The organism is Streptomyces sp. NPDC002851, from assembly GCF_053591935.1.
The window spans coordinates 70,401-89,809 of the sequence record NZ_JBSFUT010000027.1; the positions used below are offsets into that span (position 1 = coordinate 70,401).

20 protein-coding genes are annotated in these 19,409 nt (G+C 69.5%); 16 read left to right on the top strand and 4 right to left on the bottom strand.

The genetic code is table 11. The features are described from left to right. Positions 1 to 161: 161 nt before the first annotated feature. Complete coding sequence (gene mqnC / locus ACWD10_RS25920; RefSeq protein ID WP_451094966.1) at positions 162 to 1,361, top strand: cyclic dehypoxanthinyl futalosine synthase; 1,200 nt, start codon at positions 162 to 164, stop codon at positions 1,359 to 1,361. A gap of 34 nt (positions 1,362 to 1,395) precedes the next feature. Next, complete coding sequence (locus tag ACWD10_RS25925) at positions 1,396 to 1,995, top strand: imidazolonepropionase-like domain-containing protein (protein WP_451094968.1); 600 nt, start codon at positions 1,396 to 1,398, stop codon at positions 1,993 to 1,995. 39 nt (positions 1,996 to 2,034) lie between these two features. On the opposite strand, the gene ACWD10_RS25930 is transcribed toward ACWD10_RS25925, so the two are convergent. After that, positions 2,035 to 2,250, bottom strand: coding sequence for a hypothetical protein (locus tag ACWD10_RS25930; protein ID WP_451094970.1), 216 nt, complete (start codon positions 2,248 to 2,250; stop codon positions 2,035 to 2,037). 78 nt (positions 2,251 to 2,328) lie between these two features. Here ACWD10_RS25930 and ACWD10_RS25935 point away from each other — a divergent pair, with 78 nt between their 5' ends. Beyond that, a complete protein-coding gene (locus tag ACWD10_RS25935; protein ID WP_451094972.1) occupies positions 2,329 to 3,024 on the top strand; it encodes a demethylmenaquinone methyltransferase in 696 nt (231 codons plus the stop codon). Positions 3,025 to 3,027: 3 nt separating this feature from the next. Further along, a complete protein-coding gene (locus ACWD10_RS25940) occupies positions 3,028 to 3,978 on the top strand; it encodes a glutaminase (RefSeq protein WP_451094974.1) in 951 nt (316 codons plus the stop codon). 39 nt (positions 3,979 to 4,017) lie between these two features. Here the strand turns inward: ACWD10_RS25940 and ACWD10_RS25945 are convergent, their stop codons facing one another. After that, complete coding sequence (locus ACWD10_RS25945) at positions 4,018 to 4,338, bottom strand: PASTA domain-containing protein (RefSeq protein WP_451094976.1); 321 nt, start codon at positions 4,336 to 4,338, stop codon at positions 4,018 to 4,020. 410 nt (positions 4,339 to 4,748) lie between these two features. Beyond that, a complete protein-coding gene (locus tag ACWD10_RS25950) occupies positions 4,749 to 5,276 on the bottom strand; it encodes a GNAT family N-acetyltransferase (protein ID WP_451094978.1) in 528 nt (175 codons plus the stop codon). Between the two features lie 115 nt (positions 5,277 to 5,391). On the opposite strand from ACWD10_RS25950, the gene ACWD10_RS25955 reads away from it, so the two are divergent. Next, positions 5,392 to 6,693, top strand: a complete 1,302-nt coding sequence (locus ACWD10_RS25955) for a geranylgeranyl reductase family protein (protein ID WP_451094980.1) — start codon at positions 5,392 to 5,394, stop codon at positions 6,691 to 6,693. 95 nt (positions 6,694 to 6,788) lie between these two features. On the opposite strand, the gene ACWD10_RS25960 is transcribed toward ACWD10_RS25955, so the two are convergent. Then, entirely contained in the window at positions 6,789 to 7,598 is an 810-nt protein-coding gene (locus ACWD10_RS25960; protein ID WP_451094982.1) for a C40 family peptidase, read from the bottom strand. Between the two features lie 988 nt (positions 7,599 to 8,586). Here ACWD10_RS25960 and ACWD10_RS25965 point away from each other — a divergent pair. From ACWD10_RS25965 to nuoK, 11 genes are read left to right on the top strand one after another with little or no spacing between them, the layout of a single operon-like run. Continuing rightward, on the top strand, positions 8,587 to 8,946 hold the full coding sequence (locus ACWD10_RS25965) for an NADH-quinone oxidoreductase subunit A (RefSeq protein WP_451094984.1): 360 nt from the start codon (positions 8,587 to 8,589) through the stop codon (positions 8,944 to 8,946). An 18-nt stretch (positions 8,947 to 8,964) separates the two neighbouring features. Next, the gene (locus tag ACWD10_RS25970; RefSeq protein WP_451094986.1) at positions 8,965 to 9,519 is read left to right on the top strand and encodes a NuoB/complex I 20 kDa subunit family protein; all 555 of its coding nucleotides are present in this window, start codon (positions 8,965 to 8,967) and stop codon (positions 9,517 to 9,519) included. Beyond that, on the top strand, positions 9,516 to 10,310 hold the full coding sequence (locus tag ACWD10_RS25975) for an NADH-quinone oxidoreductase subunit C (RefSeq protein ID WP_451094988.1): 795 nt from the start codon (positions 9,516 to 9,518) through the stop codon (positions 10,308 to 10,310). The genes ACWD10_RS25970 and ACWD10_RS25975 overlap by 4 nt, the downstream gene beginning before the upstream one ends. Then, positions 10,310 to 11,653: an NADH-quinone oxidoreductase subunit D gene (locus ACWD10_RS25980; protein WP_451094990.1), complete on the top strand. Its 1,344-nt coding sequence runs from the start codon at positions 10,310 to 10,312 to the stop codon at positions 11,651 to 11,653. The genes ACWD10_RS25975 and ACWD10_RS25980 overlap by 1 nt, the downstream gene beginning before the upstream one ends. Then, entirely contained in the window at positions 11,653 to 12,441 is a 789-nt protein-coding gene (gene nuoE / locus ACWD10_RS25985) for an NADH-quinone oxidoreductase subunit NuoE (RefSeq protein ID WP_451094992.1), read from the top strand. Before ACWD10_RS25980 ends, nuoE begins: the two co-directional genes overlap by 1 nt. Then, positions 12,438 to 13,829 carry an NADH-quinone oxidoreductase subunit NuoF gene (nuoF, locus tag ACWD10_RS25990; protein WP_451094994.1) on the top strand — a complete coding sequence of 464 codons (1,392 nt, stop codon included), beginning with the start codon at positions 12,438 to 12,440 and terminating at the stop codon, positions 13,827 to 13,829. Before nuoE ends, nuoF begins: the two co-directional genes overlap by 4 nt. Beyond that, positions 13,826 to 16,324, top strand: coding sequence for an NADH-quinone oxidoreductase subunit G (locus ACWD10_RS25995; RefSeq protein ID WP_451094996.1), 2,499 nt, complete (start codon positions 13,826 to 13,828; stop codon positions 16,322 to 16,324). Before nuoF ends, ACWD10_RS25995 begins: the two co-directional genes overlap by 4 nt. Further along, positions 16,321 to 17,700, top strand: a complete 1,380-nt coding sequence (gene nuoH, locus ACWD10_RS26000; protein WP_451094998.1) for an NADH-quinone oxidoreductase subunit NuoH — start codon at positions 16,321 to 16,323, stop codon at positions 17,698 to 17,700. Before ACWD10_RS25995 ends, nuoH begins: the two co-directional genes overlap by 4 nt. Next, positions 17,693 to 18,295 carry an NADH-quinone oxidoreductase subunit NuoI gene (nuoI, locus tag ACWD10_RS26005; RefSeq protein WP_451095000.1) on the top strand — a complete coding sequence of 201 codons (603 nt, stop codon included), beginning with the start codon at positions 17,693 to 17,695 and terminating at the stop codon, positions 18,293 to 18,295. Before nuoH ends, nuoI begins: the two co-directional genes overlap by 8 nt. After that, a complete protein-coding gene (locus ACWD10_RS26010) occupies positions 18,292 to 19,110 on the top strand; it encodes an NADH-quinone oxidoreductase subunit J (RefSeq protein ID WP_451095002.1) in 819 nt (272 codons plus the stop codon). Before nuoI ends, ACWD10_RS26010 begins: the two co-directional genes overlap by 4 nt. Then, positions 19,107 to 19,406, top strand: coding sequence for an NADH-quinone oxidoreductase subunit NuoK (nuoK, locus tag ACWD10_RS26015; RefSeq protein ID WP_451095004.1), 300 nt, complete (start codon positions 19,107 to 19,109; stop codon positions 19,404 to 19,406). The genes ACWD10_RS26010 and nuoK overlap by 4 nt, the downstream gene beginning before the upstream one ends. Positions 19,407 to 19,409: the final 3 nt, after the last annotated feature.

Genomic DNA, 19,409 nt, shown 5'->3' on the forward strand with positions numbered 1-19,409 from the left:
GCCACCGCAGGCGTAAGACACCACGGGAGTAAGACACAGCAGGCGTAAGACACCGCAGAGGTAAGGCACCGAAGGGCCTGTCAGGGGTCTGGCGTACGCTGGATCGGTCCGTCCAGCCATGGCGACGCCCATGGACAGAGCCTGCCGAAAGGGACGTCCCGGTGACCGAGAAGGCCGACCTTCAGTCCATTCTCGACCGCGCCGCCGAGGGGGGCCGGATCACGCCGGAAGAGGCCCTCGACCTCTACCGCTCCGCACCGCTGCACGCCCTCGGCCGGGCCGCCGACGCGGTGCGCAAGCGCAAGTACGCGGGCACGGAGCACATCGCGACGTACATCATCGAGCGGAACATCAACTACACCAACGTCTGCGTCACGGCCTGCAAGTTCTGCGCCTTCTACGCCGCGCCGAAGGACACCAAGAAGGGCTGGACGCGGGACCTGGACGACATCCTGCGCCGCTGCGCCGAGACCGTCGAACTCGGCGGTACGCAGGTCATGTTCCAGGGCGGCCACCACCCGGACTTCGGCGTCGAGTACTACGAGGAGCACTTCGCCGCCATCAAGAAGGAGTTCCCCCAGCTCGTCATCCACTCCCTCGGCGCCTCCGAGGTGGAGCACATGGCGCGGATCTCCAAGGTCTCGGTGGAGGAGGCGATCCAGCGGATCCACACCGCGGGCCTCGACTCCTTCGCGGGCGCCGGAGCCGAACTGCTTCCGGCGCGGCCGCGCAAGGCGATCGCCCCGCTCAAGGAGTCCGGCGAGCGCTGGCTGGAGATCATGGAGATCGCGCACGGGCTCGGCGTGGAGTCCACCTCGACGATGCTCATGGGTACGGGCGAGACCAACGCCGAGCGCATCGAGCACCTGCGGATGATCCGCGACGTACAGGACCGGACGGGTGGCTTCCGGGCCTTCATTCCGTACACGTACCAGCCCGAGAACAACCACCTCAAGGGCCGCACCCAGGCGACGATCTTCGAGTATCTGCGGATGATCGCGATCGGCCGGATCTTCCTCGACAACGTCGCGCACATCCAGGGCTCCTGGCTGACCACCGGCAAGGAGATCGGCCAGCTCTCGCTGCACTACGGCGCCGACGACCTGGGCTCGGTGATGCTGGAGGAGAACGTGGTGTCGTCGGCCGGTGCCAAGCACCGCTCCAACCTCCTCGAGATCATCGAGATGATCCGCAAGGCCGACCGCGTCCCGGCCCAGCGCTCGACGACGTACGAACACCTCGTGGTGCACGACGACCCGGCGAACGACCCGGTCGACGAGCGCGTCGCCTCGCACATCTCCTCCACCGCGATCGAGGGCGGCACGGCCCACCCCGAGCTCAAGCTCCTCGCCACCAACTGAGTCCGCCGTACCGACCACCCCGATCGAGCTGTCTGTGCTGACACTTCACGTCGCCGAGGCGTCCCCCGAGACGGCCGTCGTGGTCGACGGCGCGACCGTCGCTGCCGTCGGCCCCTACGAGGAGCTGGCCGCCGCCCACCCGCAGGCGCGGGTGCGGCGCTGGCCCGGCATCCTTACGCCCGGACTGCTCAACCCGTACGGCCCGGAGCTCCTCGAGGCGACGTACCACCCCGACCCGCGCGAGGCCGATACGTACGGCACCGCGCCGATCGGCGGGGAGCGGGGCCGCGAACTGCTGCGCGCCGACCCGGCGCGGCTCGGCGCGAGCGCCCGGCGCGGTGTGCAGCGGCTGCTTGCGCACGGCACGGTGGCGATCGCCGGTGAACTGCGGTCGCGGGCCGTCGTGGACGCGGTGCGGCGGGCGGGCCTTGCGGTGGGGCGGCGGCCGGACCGGCTGCCGGGCCCCGTGTCGCTGTCGCCCACGCCGCTGGTGCTGCTTCCCGGACTCACCGTGGGCGGCCCGGCCAGTTTCGCGGTGTTCGACGTGGCGGACCGCGCCGAGCTGGTCCGCCGCGGCGCCTCGACCTGCGTGGCGACCGTGATCGGCGGGCGGCTCGTGTACCGGCGGCGCTGAGCGGCGCTCGCTCAGTCCGCCACCGTCAGTCCGCCACCGTCAGTCCTCCACCGCGTACGCGCAGGCCACGATGGTGCCCTCCGGCGACTCCGACGGGCAGTCGAGATCCACGGGCACGGACGGCGACACCGACGGCGACGTGGATGTGGGCTCCGTACCGCCGGAACTCGGTTCGATGCTGTCGTCGGCGGACTCCGTCAGCGCCCACCCGCCGATCACCAGCACCACCCACACCCCGACAAGCCATTTCTTCACGGCGCACCCTCCCCGTCCTCGCGCCGCCACAGCGTATGCGGCCACGGGGCGCGTGGGACACCCTGCTTGAATGGGTGCGTGACCCGCGCCTCCCTGGACAAGCAGCCGCACGAAGTCGCCGAGATGTTCGACGACGTCGCCGAGAAGTACGACCTCACCAACGACGTCCTCTCCCTCGGCCAGGCCCGCCTCTGGCGCAAGGAGGTCGCCAAGGCGGTGGACGCCCGGCCCGCCCAGAAGATCCTCGACCTGGCCGCCGGAACCGCCACCTCCTCGCTGCCCTTCGCCCGGACCGGCGCGTACGTCGTGCCCTGCGACTTCTCCACCGGCATGCTCCGCGTCGGCAAGAAGCGCCACCCGCACCTGCCCTTCACGGCGGGCGACGCCACGCAGCTGCCCTTCGCGGACGACGTCTTCGACGCGGTCACCATCTCCTTCGGCCTGCGCAACGTGCAGGAGACCGACGCGGCGCTGCGCGAGCTGTACCGGGTGACCAAGCCCGGCGGCCGGGTCGTCATCTGCGAGTTCAGCCGCCCGACCTGGGCGCCGTTCCGTACCGTCTACACCGAGTACCTGATGCGCGCGCTGCCGCCGGTGGCCCGCGCGGTCTCCTCGAACCCGGACGCGTACGTCTATCTCGCCGAGTCGATCCGCACCTGGCCGGACCAGGCGGCGCTCGCGGGACGGCTCCAGGACGCGGCCTGGACCAAGGTGGCCTGGCGGAACCTGACCGGCGGCATCGTGGCCCTGCACCGAGGCTTCAAGGACCACTGAGCCGTGCGCGAAGAACACAAGGCACCGACCGACAAGGCCCCGATCGACTTCGCCGCCGTCCTGGACCGCATCGCCGACGAGGTCGCCGTGATGCCCGGCCGCGGCCGCCCCGCCGACTACATCCCCGCACTCGCCGGCGTCGACCCGGACCGCTTCGGCATGGCCGCCGCCACCGTCGACGGCACGGTGTACGGCGTGGGGGAGTGGCAGGCCCCGTTCTCCGCCCAGTCCCTCACCAAGGTCTTCACGCTCGCCCTCGTGCTCGCCCGGGAAGGCGCCGGGCTCTGGGAGCAGGTCGGCCGCGAGCCCTCCGGCAACCCGTTCAACTCCCTGGTCCAGCTGGAGTACGAAAACGGCATTCCGCGCAATCCGTTCATCAACGCGGGCGCCCTCGTCGTCACCGACCGGCTGCAGTCCCTCACCGGCGACGCCAGCGAGGACCTGCTCGCCTTCCTGCGCGAGGAGAGCGGCAACCCGGACCTCGACTTCGACCTGGAGGTCGCCGCCTCCGAGTCCGCCCACGGCGACCGGAACGCCGCGCTCGCGCACTTCATGGCCTCGTACGGCAATATCCGGCACCCCGTACCGACCCTGCTCGACCACTACTTCCGGCAGTGCTCGATCGAGATGAGCTGCGCCGATCTCGCCCTGGCGAGCGGCTTCCTGGCCCGGCACGGGCTGCTCGCGGACGGCTCCCGGCTGCTCTCGCGCAGCGAGGCCAAGCAGATCAACGCGGTGATGATGACCTGCGGGACGTACGACGCCGCGGGCAACTTCGCCTACCGCGTGGGCCTTCCGGGCAAGAGCGGCGTCGGCGGCGGCATCGTGGCCGTGGTGCCGGGCGTGTGCACGCTCTGTGTGTGGAGCCCGAGTCTGGACGAGCGCGGCAACTCGGTGGCGGGCGTGGCGGCGTTGGACCGGTTCACGACGCTGACGGGGCTTTCGGTCTTCTGACGTACGCGTACCAAACGCGCTGAGGTACGCGTACGGCCCTCACTGTCGTACGGCCGACGACACCGCCCAATCCGGCGCGGCGCCCGGTTCGTTGAGCTCCCGGCTCATCCCGCCGCGGGGCGGCCGGGGCGCCCTCGGCTCGCGTACCCCACCGTTGCCCTCGTCCTCGGGGCCGAACCAGAGGGTGACGACCGCGCCGCGCGGCACCTCGACGCCGGGCGACGGGTACTGGCGCACCACGTAGTCGGTGGCGAGGCGCGGGAATTCGGGCTCGTCCGGCGCCGCCAGGAGCAGCCCGCAGGCAGCAGCCTGCTCCCGTACGTCCATCGCCATCCGCCCGACGAACCTGGGCACACGCACCTCGGGCGTTCCAGACCAGCTACGCAAAGCCGTCACCCCCAGCCGTATCCGGCAGGGTAGACGCACCGGACCGCCACCGGAAGCCATCGCGCGGGTCAGCCGCTCGATCGGGCGTGCGGGGCGCAGACCTGGGCCCTGTCGTCAAACTCCCGCCTGCCGCGCGACGCTGGCTCGCACTCCCCCACTCTCGGCTTCGCTCGAGCGGGACCCCCAGCCGCGTTGCCGAATCGCCCACGTGACTCCGCCACGAGGGCGCTCCGGCGCCTTGCGATCGCCGCACCAGACTCCCCCACTCTCGGCTTCGCTCGAGCGGGAGGTGCCCCCGGCGCGGCCGCGCTCCGGGCGGCGACGGGAGTCTGACGACAGGACCTAGGGCCTGTGTCGGACGCGGGCCGGGCGCGGTCTCCCCGTCAGAGTCCGAGCCGGAAGCAGTGTCCCTTCTGTTGCGTCGTCGGCGTCATGAACGTCTCGCCGAGCCGCATCCCGAGCCGCTGGGTCACCGCGATGGAGCGTTCGTTGCGGGCGTTCACCATCGCCACCACCTCGCGCACGCCCGCCGAGCGCAGCCGGTCGAGGGTGATCCGGGCCGCCGCCGTGGCGTAACCGCGGCCCCAGGCCGCCCGGCCGAGCCGCCAGCCGATCTCGATCTCGCCGGTCGGGCCCCACTCGTGCGGCCACGGCTGCGCGCCCGTGAAGCCGAGCACCTGGTCGTCCTCGTCGAGCAGCGTCCACAGGCAGAAGCCGCGTTCCGCGTCGTGCTTGCGCTGTCGGGCCGTCAGCTCCTCGTACACGGAGAGCTCCGCCGACGTGCCGCCGTGGAACTCCATGACCTCCGGGTCGTCGAAGACCTGGTGCCAGGCGTACGCGTCCTCCTCGGTCGGGACCCGCAGCCGTATGGCAGGGAGTTGCTCGGCGGTCGGAGCGGTGCTCGGCGTCATACGGGGCAGCCCTTCGGATCCGTGAACAGTGGTCCCCATAGACTGCCCCTGTACAGAGCTGCTCGGCACGTGAGTTTGCCGACAGCCGAACTCCGAACCCGGAGGAGCACCCGCCGTGTCTGAGCCCCAGGCGTCCCAGGCCCTCTCCGAGCACACCGCTGACGTGATCGTCGTCGGGGCCGGACCCGCCGGTTCCACCACGGCGTACCACTTGGCCAAGGCCGGCCTCGACGTACTGCTCCTGGAGAAGACGGCGTTCCCGCGCGAGAAGGTCTGTGGCGACGGCCTCACGCCGCGCGCCACCAAGCAGCTCGTGTCGATGGGCATCGACATCTCCGAGGAGGCGGGCTGGCTGCGCAACAAGGGCCTCAGGATCATCGGCGGCGGCGTCCGGCTCCAGCTCGACTGGCCGGAGCTCGCCTCGTACCCGGACTACGGACTCGTGCGCAAGCGCGACGACTTCGACGAGCAGCTGGCCCGGCAGGCGCAGAAGGCGGGCGCCCGGCTGTACGAGCGGTGCAACGTCGGCGCCCCGGTCCTGGACGAGCGCACCGGCCGGGTCACCGGCGTGCAGGCCAAGCTCGGCGAGGAGAAGACTCCGGTCACCTTCCACGCCCCGCTCGTGGTCGCCGCCGACGGCAACTCCACGCGGCTCTCCCTCGCGATGGGCCTGCACCGCCGCGACGACCGTCCGATGGGCGTCGCGGTGCGCACGTACTTCACCTCGCCCCGGCACGAGGACGACTACCTGGAGTCCTGGCTCGAGCTGTGGGACCGCCGTGGCCCCGGCGAGGACCGGCTGCTTCCCGGCTACGGCTGGATCTTCGGCATGGGCGACGGCACGTCGAACGTCGGTCTCGGCGTCCTCAACACCTCCGCCTCCTTCAAGGAGCTGGACTGGCGCGAGGTGTTGAAGGCCTGGTGCGCCTCGATGCCCGAGGACTGGGGCTACACCCCGGAGAACATGACGGGCCCGATCCGCGGTGCGGCCCTGCCGATGGCCTTCAACCGGCAGCCGCACTACACGCGCGGGCTGCTGCTCGTCGGCGACGCGGGCGGCCTGGTCAACCCGTTCAACGGCGAGGGCATCGCGTACGCCATGGAGTCCGGGCAGATCGCCGCCGACGTCATCGTGCAGGCGCACGCCCGCCAGACCCCCGCCCAGCGCGAACTGGCCCTACAGCGCTACCCGAAGGTCCTCAAGGACACCTACGGCGGCTACTACACGCTCGGCCGCGCCTTCGTGAAGCTCATCGGCAACCCGAAGGTCATGAAGATCGCCACGCAGCGCGGGCTCACCCACCCGATGCTGATGAAGTTCACCCTGAAGATGCTGGCCAACCTCACCGACCCGACGGGCGGCGACGCCATGGACCGCATCATCAACGGCCTTTCGAAGGTGGCCCCGAAGGCGTAAGTCGGGCTTATCGGTGCGAAAACGGGCGAGGCGAAAACGGGCGAGGGCCCCACTCCCTTCGGGGAATGGGGCCCTCGCGGTGTCTGTGGGGTGCCTCAGAGCACGCGCACCGCACCGTCGGCCGGGTAGCCGGACAGGTCCTGGATGACAACGCCCTTGCTGGGGTTGGCCGCGTCGAGGTACTGGCCGTTCCCGATGTACACACCGACGTGGTACGCGGAGCCCTTGCCGCCCCAGTAGAGGATGTCGCCTTCCTGCAGGTTGGACGTGCCGACCTCGGTGCCGACCATCGACTGGTCCTGCGAGACGCGCGGCAGGTCGACGCCGATCTGCTGGTACGCGGCCTGAATGAGGCTGGAGCAGTCCCAGGAGTCGGGGCCGGAGGCACCCATCACGTAGGCGTCGCCGAGCTGGGCCTTGAGGAAGCCGATGACGGCTCCGACGCTGCCGCTGGGCACCGAGACGTCCGCGTCGACGCCGTCGCTGCTGACGGAGGCGCTGAGCTTGGTGCGCTCGGCGTCACGGGCGGCGCGCTCCTTGGCGGCGCGCTCCTCGGCGGCCTTCTTCTTGGCCTTCGCCTTGGCGATGGCCTCGGCCTTCGCCTTCTTGGCGTCCTTGGCCGCCTTCGCCGCGGCGGCGTCCTGCTCTGCCAGGAGCTTGTACGCGTCCGCGGCCTGCTGGGTGGCGTCCGCGCTGGCGGCGACCTTGGTCGTCAGCTCCGTGGTGAGCGTGGGCATTTCGATGGTCGCGGTCTCGGTCACCTGGCCGGAGGCCGCGTGTGCCGAACCTGCGGTGCCGGCCACCGCGAGGGTGCTGAGGACGCCACCGGCAACTCCGGCCCGCAGCTTGGTGGTGCTGCCGCGGCGGGGCTTCCGGTGGCTGGGTATGTGAGCGGTTTGGGACATGGGTCCCTGGCTATCAGGGGCTCGCTGTTACCTTCAAGAAACGTGTGGTGCGCCACAGTTCGCCTCCGAGCGGCCGAATCCCGGGCGTGTCGCCCTTTATTGACGCCGTAACGGGCAATCCGGGCAGCCGCGATCACGGCTGTGATCACGGGTTTTCCGCGTTACGCCCGATTTGCCCCGCGCTTACCATCGCCGCCGTTGATTGGCCAAGCCTCCGGTTTTCCGGCCGCCGGGCCGAGTGGTGGAGGTCACGGTCAGGTCACCGCCGGAACGCCGCCCCGCTCGTCAACGTCCGCCCCCTGTCACCCTTCTGACGGTGTCGCGTACGCGGACATCTGTAGTCGCATATCCGACATGTTCTCGGCAGATCTGGATTTCCTGTGCCGCTGGGGTGCTGCTGGGGTGCCGCTCGGGTGCGGTTGGGGTGCCGCTCGGGTGCGACCGGGGTGCCGCTGAGGTGTGGCCTACGTGCCGCTGCGGTGTGGCTCGGATGCGGGCGGGGGTGTCGTCCGCGTCGTCCGCGTCGTCGGCGTGCTCGTGAATGTGTGCACGTACCGAGTGCCCCTCGGGTCGATTCCGGACATGCCGCGGTGGTCGGCGCGGGCGTGCTCCGGGGTTCCGCCGACCCCCACTATCAGGCCACCCTGTCCATCACCAATTTGCTTGCAACTGCCACGCCTTGATAGGGGGCGCACCGCTCCGACCAGCGGTAACGGCTCGGGATGTCACCAGTAGTGATCACTTCGGAGCTTCGCGTATGAAGATCACCGCTCATCCGACTTCATGATCGTTCGTCAGGTGGTGGAGATCACAAAGCAGTTGTCGTACCCCGTGTCGCAGATCACAGACCGGCAGGCATAGGATGCGGGGCAGTTGGGCTTGTGAACTGCCTCACATAAACACGATCTTCGTGGGAAGGGGCGGGGCGCGGGCCCGCAGAGGTCCGTCCGCCGATGCAGTCAGAGTCGACTGAGAGGAGCGAGGAGCGGTGAACGCTTATGCGCCCATCCTCGTATTGGGAGCCCTAGCCGCCGGCTTTGCGATCTTCTCCGTGGTTATGGCCACGCTTATCGGTCCAAAGCGGTACAACCGAGCCAAGCTTGAGGCGTATGAATGCGGCATCGAGCCCACGCCGACTCCAGCCGGTGGCGGGCGATTCCCGATCAAGTACTACCTGACGGCGATGCTCTTCATCATCTTCGATATCGAGATCGTCTTCCTCTATCCCTGGGCCGTCACGTTCGACAGCTTGGGGCTTTTCGGGCTCGTGGAGATGTTGCTCTTCGTGCTCACCGTCTTTGTCGCCTACGCGTACGTCTGGCGGCGCGGCGGCCTGGAATGGGACTGAGGGGTTGAGGGGTCACCAATGGGACTCGAAGAGAAGCTGCCGAGCGGTTTTCTGTTGACCACCGTGGAACAGGCCGCGGGCTGGGTGCGCAAGGCGTCCGTCTTCCCCGCCACCTTCGGCCTCGCGTGTTGTGCCATCGAGATGATGACGACCGGTGCGGGGCGGTACGACCTCGCGCGCTTCGGCATGGAGGTCTTCCGCGGTTCGCCCCGGCAGGCGGACCTGATGATCGTGGCCGGCCGGGTCAGTCAGAAGATGGCGCCGGTGCTTCGGCAGGTCTATGACCAGATGCCGAATCCCAAGTGGGTCATTTCCATGGGGGTTTGCGCGTCGTCCGGCGGCATGTTCAACAACTACGCGATTGTCCAGGGCGTCGACCATGTCGTCCCTGTCGATATCTACTTGCCCGGCTGTCCGCCGCGGCCCGAAATGCTGGTGGACGCGATTCTCAAGCTGCACCAGAAGATCCAGAGCTCCAAGCTCGGCGTGAATGCCGAGGAAGCGGCCCGCGAGGCGGAGGAGGCGGCGCTCAAGGCCCTCCCCACGATCGAGATGAAGGGGCTGCTCCAGTGAGCGACGAGAACAAGAGCAACGGGGACCACGCCGCCGCGAACGGGAACAACGGCGCCGCGAACGGGAACAACGGGGTCAACCCCGAGAAGGACCTCGGCGCCACCAACCTTCCCGGCCAGCGCGGCGAACACGGCGAGGAGATCCGCGTCCAGCGCGGCATGTTCGGCGCCAACAACGGCGGCGATACGACGGGCTACGGCGGCCTGATCCGCTCGATGCGCCTCCCCGGCGCCGCGACCCGCCCCTACGGCGGTTGGTTCGACGAGGTCGCCGACGAACTGGAGGGCGCCCTGGAGGAACAGGGCCTGGTTCCCGAGAACGCCATCGAGAAGACGGTCGTCGACCGTGGCGAGCTCACCTTCCACATCGCGCGCGAGCACTTGGTGCAGGTCGCCCGGACCCTGCGGGACGACCCGGCGCTCCGCTTCGAGCTCTGCACCGGCGTCTCCGGCGTCCACTACCCGGAGGACAAGGGCCGCGAGCTGCACGCCGTCTACCACCTGCGCTCGCTCACCCACGGCCGACTGATCCGCGTGGAGGTCAGCGCTCCGGACAGCGATCCGCATGTGCCGTCCCTGGTCCCGGTCTATCCGACCAACGACTGGCACGAGCGCGAGACGTACGACTTCTTCGGCCTGATCTTCGACGGCCACCCCGCCCTGACCCGGATCATGATGCCGGACGACTGGCAGGGCTTCCCGCAGCGCAAGGACTACCCGCTCGGCGGCATTCCCGTCGAGTACAAGGGCGCCCAGATCCCGGCTCCGGACCAGCGGAGGTCGTACAGCTGATGACCACTTCGAACTCGGCACCCCACGCTTCCGAGGCTTCCGCGCGTGAGACCACCGAGGGCACCGTCTACACGGTCACCGGTGGCGACTGGGACGAGGTCGCCACGGCCGCGTCCCAGGCGGACGACGAGCGCATCGTCGTCAACATGGGACCCCAGCACCCGTCCACGCACGGCGTGCTGCGGCTGATCCTGGAGATCGACGGCGAGACCGTCACCGAGGCCCGCTGCGGCATCGGCTATCTGCACACCGGCATCGAGAAGAACCTCGAGTTCCGGACCTGGACCCAGGGCACCACGTTCGTCACGCGCATGGACTACCTGACGCCGTTCTACAACGAGACGGCGTACTGCCTCGCGGTGGAGAAGCTCCTCGGCATCGAGGACGACATCCCCGACCGGGCCACGATCATCCGGGTCCTGCTCATGGAGCTGAACCGGATGTCCTCGCACCTGGTGGCCCTCGCCACCGGCGGCATGGAGCTCGGCGCCACCACGATCATGATCTACGGCTTCCGGGACCGCGAACTCATCCTGGACATCTACGAGTTGATCACCGGCCTGCGGATGAACCACGCGTACATCCGCCCCGGCGGACTCGCCCAGGACCTGCCGCCCGGCACCGTGGACCAGATCCGCGAGTTCGTGAAGACGATGCACAAGAACCTTCCCGAGTACGACAAGCTCGCCACCGGGAACCCCGTCTTCAAGGGCCGCATGCAGAACGTCGGCCACCTGGACCTGACGGGCTGCATGGCCCTCGGCGCCACCGGGCCGATCCTGCGCGCCACGGGCCTGCCGCACGACCTGCGCAAGACCGATCCGTACTGCGGCTACGAGACCTATGACTTCGAGGTCGCCACCGCCGACACCTGCGACTCCTACGGCCGCTTCCTCATCCGCCTCGAGGAGATGCGCCAGTCGCTGCGGATCATCGAGCAGTGCCTGGACCGCCTGGAGCCCGGCCCGGTGATGGTCGGCGACAAGAAGATCGCCTGGCCCGCCCAGCTCGCCCTCGGCCCGGACGGCCTCGGCAACTCGCTGGACCACATCAAGAAGATCATGGGTACCTCGATGGAGGCCCTGATCCACCACTTCAAGCTGGTGACGGAGGGCTTCCGGGTCCCGCCAGGACAGGCGTACGTCGCGGTGGAGTCGCCCAAGGGCGAGCTCGGCGCGCACGTCGTCTCGGACGGCGGCACCCGGCCCTACCGGGTGCACTTCCGGGACCCGTCCTTCACCAACCTCCAGACCATGGCGGCGATGTGCGAGGGCGGCATGGTCGCCGACGTCATCGTCGCCGTCGCATCCATCGACCCCGTGATGGGAGGCGTCGACCGGTAATGACGGACGACAGCGTCATTCGGGGGACGACCCCCGTACCCCCGACAGAGCTGGGGATGCCCGAACTCCCGGCCCCCGACTACCCGGCCGACGTACGAGCCCGTCTGGAGGCGGACGCGAAGGAAGTCATCGCCCGCTACCCGGACTCCCGCTCCGCGCTGCTCCCGCTGCTTCACCTGGTGCAGTCCGAAGAGGGTCACGTCACCCGCACCGGCCAGCGGTTCTGCGCCGAGATGCTCGGCCTGACCAGCGCCGAGGTCGCCGCGGTGGCCACCTTCTACACCATGTACCGCCGCAGGCCGAGCGGCGACTACCAGGTGGGCGTCTGCACCAACACGCTGTGCGCGGTGATGGGCGGCGACGCCATCTTCGACACGCTCAAGGACCACCTCGGCATCGGAAACGAGGAGACCACCGCGGACGGCAAGGTCACCCTCGAGCACGTCGAGTGCAACGCGGCCTGCGACTACGCGCCCGTGGTGATGGTCAACTGGGAGTTCTTCGACAACCAGACCCCCGAGTCCGCCAAGCGGCTCGTCGACGACCTGCGCGCGGGCCGCACCGTCGAGCCCACCCGCGGTGCACCGCTGTGCACCTTCAAGGAGACCGCCCGGATCCTCGCCGGCTTCCCGGACGAGCGGCCCGGCGCCGTCGAGGCCACCGGTGCCGCGGGCCCCGCCTCCCTGATCGGCCTGAGGCTGGCCAAGGGGCAGGCCCCGCTGCCGCGCGTCGTGCACCCGCGCGACGAGGCGCCCGGGGAACGGCCGCACACCGAGGAGGGGGAGTGATGACCGTGTCCACCGAGAACCTCGGGGGCGCCTCCCAGCCGGTGGGGGGAGAGGGCAGCCCGGAGAAGGTGCTCACACCGGTCCTCTCGGCGTTCTGGGACGAGGAGAAGCCCTGGACCCTGGAGACCTACCGGCGGCACGAGGGCTACGAGGGGCTGCGCAAGGCCCTCGACATGGCCCCGGACGACCTGATCGCCTACGTCAAGGACGCGGGGCTCCGCGGCCGCGGCGGCGCGGGCTTCCCCACCGGAATGAAGTGGCAGTTCATTCCCCAGGGAGACGGCAAACCGCACTATCTAGTTGTCAACGCCGACGAATCGGAGCCCGGGACCTGCAAGGACATCCCGCTCCTGTTCGCCAATCCGCATAGCCTCATCGAGGGCATCGTGATCGCCTGCTACGCGATCCGGTCGAACCATGCCTTCATCTATCTGCGTGGTGAGGTCGTCCCCGTACTACGGCGGCTGCACGAGGCCGTGCGCGAGGCGCGCGAGGCGGGATATCTCGGGGAGAACATCCTCGGCAGCGGGCTCGACCTCGACATCACGGTGCACGCGGGCGCGGGCGCGTACATCTGCGGTGAGGAGACCGCGCTGCTCGACTCGCTCGAAGGCCGCCGCGGCCAGCCCCGGTTGCGTCCCCCCTTCCCGGCTGTCGCGGGTCTCTACGCGTGCCCCACTGTCGTCAATAACGTCGAGTCGATCGCGTCAGTTCCCGCGATCGTGAACCGGGGCAAGGACTGGTTCAAAGCGATGGGCAGCGAGAAGTCCCCGGGCTTCACGCTCTACTCGCTCAGCGGCCATGTGGCGGGCCCCGGCCAGTACGAGGCGCCGCTCGGCATCACGCTGCGCCAGCTGCTCGACATGAGCGGCGGCATGCGGCCCGGCCACCGCCTCAAGTTCTGGACCCCGGGCGGCAGTTCCACGCCGATGTTCACCGACGAGCACCTCGACGTGCCGCTCGACTACGAGGGCGTCGGCGCCGCCGGATCCATGCTCGGCACCAAGGCGCTCCAGTGCTTCGACGAGACCACCTGCGTCGTACGGGCGGTCACGCGCTGGACCGAGTTCTACGCCCACGAGTCCTGCGGCAAGTGCACGCCCTGCCGCGAAGGGACGTACTGGCTGGTGCAGTTGCTCCGCGACATCGAGGACGGCAAGGGCACCATGGCCGACCTCGACAAGATCAGCGACATCGCCGACAACATCAACGGCAAGTCCTTCTGCGCCCTCGGCGACGGCGCCGCCGCACCGATCTTCTCCTCGATGAAGTACTTCCGCGAGGAGTACGAGCAGCACGTCACCGGCAAGGGCTGCCCCTTCGACCCGGCCAGGTCCACCCTCTGGGCGGACCGGCCCGGCGCCAGCAACACGGAGGTGAACGCATGACAGTCACGACGGGCGCTCCCTCCGGGAGCGGGGAGGCGGCGGTTCCGCCCGAGGACCTCGTCTCGCTGACCATCGACGGTGTCGAAATCAGCGTCCCCAAGGGCACGTTGGTGATCCGTGCGGCGGAGCAACTCGGCATCGAGATCCCCCGGTTCTGCGACCACCCGCTGCTCGCCCCGGCCGGTGCCTGCCGCCAGTGCATCGTCGAGGTCGAGGGCCAGCGCAAGCCGATGGCCTCCTGCACCATCACCTGCACCGACGGCATGGTCGTCAAGACCCACCTCACCTCGCCGGTGGCCGAGAAGGCCCAGAAGGGGGTGATGGAGCTGCTGCTCATCAACCACCCCCTGGACTGCCCGGTCTGCGACAAGGGCGGCGAGTGCCCGCTGCAGAACCAGGCCGTGTCGCACGGCCATGCCGAGTCCCGCTTCGACGGCAAGAAGCGGACGTACGAGAAGCCGGTGCCGATCTCCACCCAGGTGCTGCTCGACCGCGAACGGTGCGTGCTGTGCGCCCGTTGCACCCGCTTCTCCAACGAGATCGCGGGCGACCCGATGATCGAGCTCCTGGAGCGGGGCGCGCTTGAACAGGTTGGTACTGGAGAAGGGGACCCGTTCAATTCGTACTTCTCCGGGAACACCATCCAGATCTGCCCGGTCGGCGCGCTGACCTCGGCCGCGTACCGCTTCCGCTCCCGCCCCTTCGACCTGGTCTCCTCGCCGTCGGTGTGCGAGCACTGCTCCGGCGGCTGCGCCACGCGTACGGATCACCGGCGCGGCAAGGTCATGCGGCGGCTCGCCGCCAACGACCCCGAGGTCAACGAGGAGTGGATCTGCGACAAGGGGCGGTTCGCGTTCCGGTACGCACAGCAGCGGGACCGCCTGACCACCCCGCTGGTGCGGGGCGCCGACGGTGAACTCGAGCCCGCCAGCTGGCCCGAGGCCCTGGAGGTGGCGGCCCGCGGTCTGGCCGATGCCCGGGGCCGGGCCGGGGTGCTCGCCGGTGGGCGGCTCACGGTCGAGGACGCCTACGCGTACAGCAAGTTCGCGCGCGTGGCGCTGGCCACCAACGACGTCGACTTCCGGGCGCGTCGGCACTCCGCGGAGGAGGCCGACTTCCTGGCGGCACGGGTCGCCGGGCGCGGCCGCGACCTGGACGGCAGCGGCCTCACGTACACCGCACTGGAGAAGGCACCGGCGGTGCTGCTCGCCGGTTTCGAGTCCGAGGAGGAGGCGCCCGGCATCTTCCTGCGCCTGCGCAAGGCGCACCGCAAGCACGGTCAGCGGACCTTCGCCCTCGCCACGCATGCGACCCGCGGTCTTCAGCGGGCCGGTGGAACGCTCCTTCCGGCCGCGCCCGGCACCGAGACCGAGTGGCTGGACGCGCTTGCCTCCGGTGTGGGGCTCGGCGAGGACGGCACCAGGGCGGCCGAGGCGCTGCGCACCGAGGGCGCGGTGATCGTCGTCGGTGAGCGGCTCGGCGCGGTGCCCGGCGGGCTCACCTCCGCCGTCCGGGTCGCTACCGCCACGGGCGCCGAACTGGTGTGGATCCCGCGCCGGGCCGGTGAGCGCGGCGCCGTCGAGGTGGGCGCGCTGCCCTCGCTGCTGCCCGGCGGGCGGCCCGCGACCGATCCACGCGCGCGTGACGAGGTCGCCGCGGTCTGGGGCGTCGCCGAACTCCCGCACCGTTACGGCCGCGACACCGGCCAGATGGTGGAGGACGCGGCCTCCGGCGAGCTGCGCGCCCTGCTGGTCGCCGGTGTGGATGTCGTCGACCTGCCGGACCCGGCACGCGCGCGTGCCGCCCTCGACGAGGTCTTCGTCGTGTCGCTCGAGCTGCGGCCCGGCGAGGTCACCGAGCGCGCGGACGTGGTCCTTCCGGTGGCCGCGGTCGTCGAGAAGGCGGGTACGTTCCTCAACTGGGAAGGCCGGGCAAGGCCGTTCGAGGCCGCCCTGAAGCCGGACCAGATGACCCGCAGGCTCGCGCCCACCGACGCGCGCGTGCTGCACATGCTGGCCGACGCCATGGACGTCCACCTGGGCCTGCCCGACCAGCGCACCGTCCAGCGCGAGATCGACCGCCTCGGCTCCTGGGAGGGGCCCCGGGCCACCGAGCCGAGGGAGTCCGGTGCGGTCCTGCCGCGCCCCGGCGCCGGTGAGGCGGTGCTCGCGGGGCACCGGATGCTGCTCGACCTGGGGCGGCTCCAGGAGGGCGACAAGGCGCTCGCGGGCACCCGGCACGAGGCCGTCGCCCGGCTTTCCGAGGCGACCGCGGCCGAGGCCGGGGTCAAGGACGGCGACGTCCTGCAAGTAACCGGTTCTGCCGGTTACGTCCAATTCCCGCTGCAGATCACCGAGATGCCGGACCGGGTGGTCTGGCTCCCGCTCAACTCGACGGGCGGCGGCGTCGTCTCGGACACCGGCGCGCGGCCCGGCGAACTCGTCCGCATCGGCCCGGCCGTGGCTTCCCCGGCCGTACAGGAGGTGCAGTCATGAGCCCGCTCGCGCTGGCGGACATGAGCACGCTCGCCATTGAGGACCTGTCCACGTTCGGGCGTGACCCGTGGTGGCTCGTCGCCCTTAAGGCCGTGTTCTGTTTCGCGTTCCTTATGGTGACCGTGCTGCTCTGCATCGTCATGGAGCGCAAGGTCATCGGTTGGATGCAACGCCGTATCGGGCCCAACCGGCACGGCCCTTGGGGCATGCTGCAGTCGCTCGCCGACGGCGTGAAGCTGATGCTCAAAGAGGACGTGATCGTCAAGCGCGCGGACAAGGTCCTCTACGTCCTCGCGCCGGTGCTCGCCGCCATCCCGGCCTTCATGGCCGTCGCGGTGATCCCGTTCGGTCCGGCAGGGAACGAGATCTCGATCTTCGGGCAGCGCACCACGATGCAGCTGACCGACCTGCCCGTCGCGATGCTCTACATCCTGGCGATCGGCTCGCTCGGTGTGTACGGATTCGTCCTCGGCGGCTGGTCCTCCGGTTCGACATATCCGCTGCTCGGCGGCATCCGCTCGTCCGCCCAGATCATCTCGTACGAGATCGCCATGGGCGCCACGTTCGCCTCGGTGTTCCTCTACGCCGGGTCGATGTCGACCTCGGCGATCGTGGACGCGCAGAGCGAGCGCTGGTACGCGATCCTGCTGCCGGTCTCGTTCCTGATCTACATGGTGACGATGGTCGGCGAGTCCAGCCGACTGCCCTTCGACATGCCGGAGTCCGAGGGCGACCTGGTCGGCGGGTTCAACACCGAGTACAGCTCCATCAAGTTCGCGATGTTCATGCTGGCCGAGTACATCCACATGGTGACCGTGTCGATGATCGCGGTGACCCTGTTCCTCGGCGGCTGGCGGGCCCCGTACCCGATCTCCACCGTCTGGGAGGGCGCGAACCACGGCTGGTGGCCGATGCTCTGGTTCGTCGGCAAGCTCACGGTGATCATCTTCCTCTTCGTCTGGCTGCGCGCGACCCTGCCGCGGGTCCGCTACGACCAGCTGATGAAGCTCGGCTGGAAGGTGCTCATTCCGGTCGCGGTGGCCTGGCTGATGCTCGTCGCGACCGTGCGCACGCTGCGGAACGAGAACTACGACTTCTCGCAGATCGTGCTCTACGTCGGCGGCGGAGTGCTCGCCGTGCTGCTGCTCTCGTTCGTCGTCGACATCTTCCGCGACCGGCAGCTCCAGGCCGCGGAGGCCGCCGAGCGGGAGGCGGAGCCTCCCTTCGACCCGATGGCGGGCGGCTTCCCGGTTCCGCCGCTGCCGGGACAGAACCTTCCGCCGGTGCCGCGGCGACGGCCGCGCCACGAGCGGGAGTTGATTGTCAGTGGTGGCCCGGATACTCAAAGTGACGGAAAGGAGGCTGACGGTGTCTGAGGAATCCAGGGAGCCCAAGCAGGGGTTCCAGAACCCTGTGGCCGGTTTCGGCGTGACCTTCAAGGCCATGTTCAGGAAGCGGCTGACCGAGCAGTACCCGGAGCAGCAGAAGACGACGGCGCCGCGCTTCCACGGCCGGCACCAGCTCAACCGTCACCCGGACGGCCTGGAGAAGTGCATCGGCTGCGAGCTGTGCGCCTGGGCCTGCCCGGCCGACGCGATCTACGTCGAGGGCGCGGACAACACCGACGAGGAACGCTACTCGCCGGGCGAGCGGTACGGCCGCGTCTATCAGATCAACTACGCCCGCTGCATCTTCTGCGGCCTGTGCATCGAGGCCTGCCCCACGCGCGCGTTGACGATGACGAACGAGTTCGAACTCGCCGACTCCAGCCGCGCCAACCTCATTTACACCAAGGAGCAGCTGCTCGCCGGTCTCGAAGAGAACATGGTCGACAGCCCGCACGCGATCTACCCGGGCATGGACGAGCAGGACTACTACCGCGGCCTGGTCACGGAGGCGGCCCCCGGCACCGAGCGCCAGGTGGCCGTCTCCAAGGGCGAACGGCCTGAGGAAGAGGGGGCCGAGGCATGAGCACGCTCGCGGCGTACACCACCTCGACCGGGGAGGCGCTCCAGTTCTGGGTGCTCGGCACGGTCGCGGTGATCGGTGCCCTGTGCGTCGTCCTGATGAAGAAGGCCGTGCACAGCGCGCTCTCGCTGGCCGGGGTCATGATCATCCTGGCGGTGTTCTACCTCGCCAACGGCGCGTACTTCCTGGGCATCGTCCAGATCGTGGTCTACACCGGCGCGATCATGATGCTCTTCCTCTTCGTGGTCATGCTCGTCGGCGTCACGGCCGCGGACTCCCTGAAGGAGACCCTCAAGGGGCAGCGCTGGCTGGCCGCCCTCTGTGTGGTCGGCTTCGCGGTGCTCCTCGTCGGCGGCCTGGGCAACGCCGCGATCACGGAGTTCAACGGCCTCGGGCAGGCCAACTCCGGCGGCAATGTGGAGGGCCTGGCGGCGCTGATCTTCACGAAGTACGTCTTCGCGTTCGAGATCACCGGCGTGCTGCTCATCACCGCCGCGGTCGGCGCCATGGTGCTCACCCACCGGGAGCGCACCGAGCGCGCGAAGACCCAGCGGGAGCTGGCCGAACTCCGCGTCCGCGAGGGCGAGTACCTGCCGCCGCTCCCGGCCCCGGGCGTCTACGCCCGGCACAACGCCGTGGACATCGCCGGTCTGCTCCCGGACGGCACCCCGTCCGAGCTCACCGTCAGCAAGACGCTGCGCGCGCGTGGCCAGATCCGCGATGTGTCGGAGCAGGCGCTGAACGACCTGAAGGCACTCGAGCAGCGTTCCCAGGAACGCCTCGGCCGCGACCGGGAGGAAGAGGAGGCCACGCAGTGAACCCCGTCAACTACCTCTACCTCGCGGCCCTGTTGTTCGCGATCGGCGCCACTGGCGTCCTCATCCGGCGGAACGCGATCGTCGTGTTCATGTGCATCGAGCTGATGCTCAACGCCTGCAACCTGACGCTCGTCGCCTTCTCCCGGATGCACGGCAACCTCGACGGCCAGATCATCGCGTTCTTCACGATGGTCGTCGCCGCCGCGGAGGTCGTGGTGGGCCTCGCGATCATCGTGTCCCTGTTCCGTTCCCGCCACTCGGCCTCGGTCGACGACGCCAGTCTGATGAAGCTCTAAGGG

Excerpts from the sequence above, each read along its gene's own strand:
- ACWD10_RS25950 (WP_451094978.1), bottom strand. The coding sequence starts at position 5,276 with ATGACGCCGAGCACCGCTCCGACCGCCGAGCAACTCCCTGCCATACGG.
- ACWD10_RS25960 (WP_451094982.1), bottom strand. The coding sequence starts at position 7,598 with ATGTCCCAAACCGCTCACATACCCAGCCACCGGAAGCCCCGCCGCGGC.
- ACWD10_RS25970 (WP_451094986.1), top strand. The coding sequence starts at position 8,965 with ATGGGACTCGAAGAGAAGCTGCCGAGCGGTTTTCTGTTGACCACCGTG.
- ACWD10_RS25980 (WP_451094990.1), top strand. The coding sequence starts at position 10,310 with ATGACCACTTCGAACTCGGCACCCCACGCTTCCGAGGCTTCCGCGCGT.
- nuoE (WP_451094992.1), top strand. The coding sequence starts at position 11,653 with ATGACGGACGACAGCGTCATTCGGGGGACGACCCCCGTACCCCCGACA.
- ACWD10_RS25995 (WP_451094996.1), top strand. The coding sequence starts at position 13,826 with ATGACAGTCACGACGGGCGCTCCCTCCGGGAGCGGGGAGGCGGCGGTT.
- nuoH (WP_451094998.1), top strand. The coding sequence starts at position 16,321 with ATGAGCCCGCTCGCGCTGGCGGACATGAGCACGCTCGCCATTGAGGAC.
- ACWD10_RS26010 (WP_451095002.1), top strand. The coding sequence starts at position 18,292 with ATGAGCACGCTCGCGGCGTACACCACCTCGACCGGGGAGGCGCTCCAG.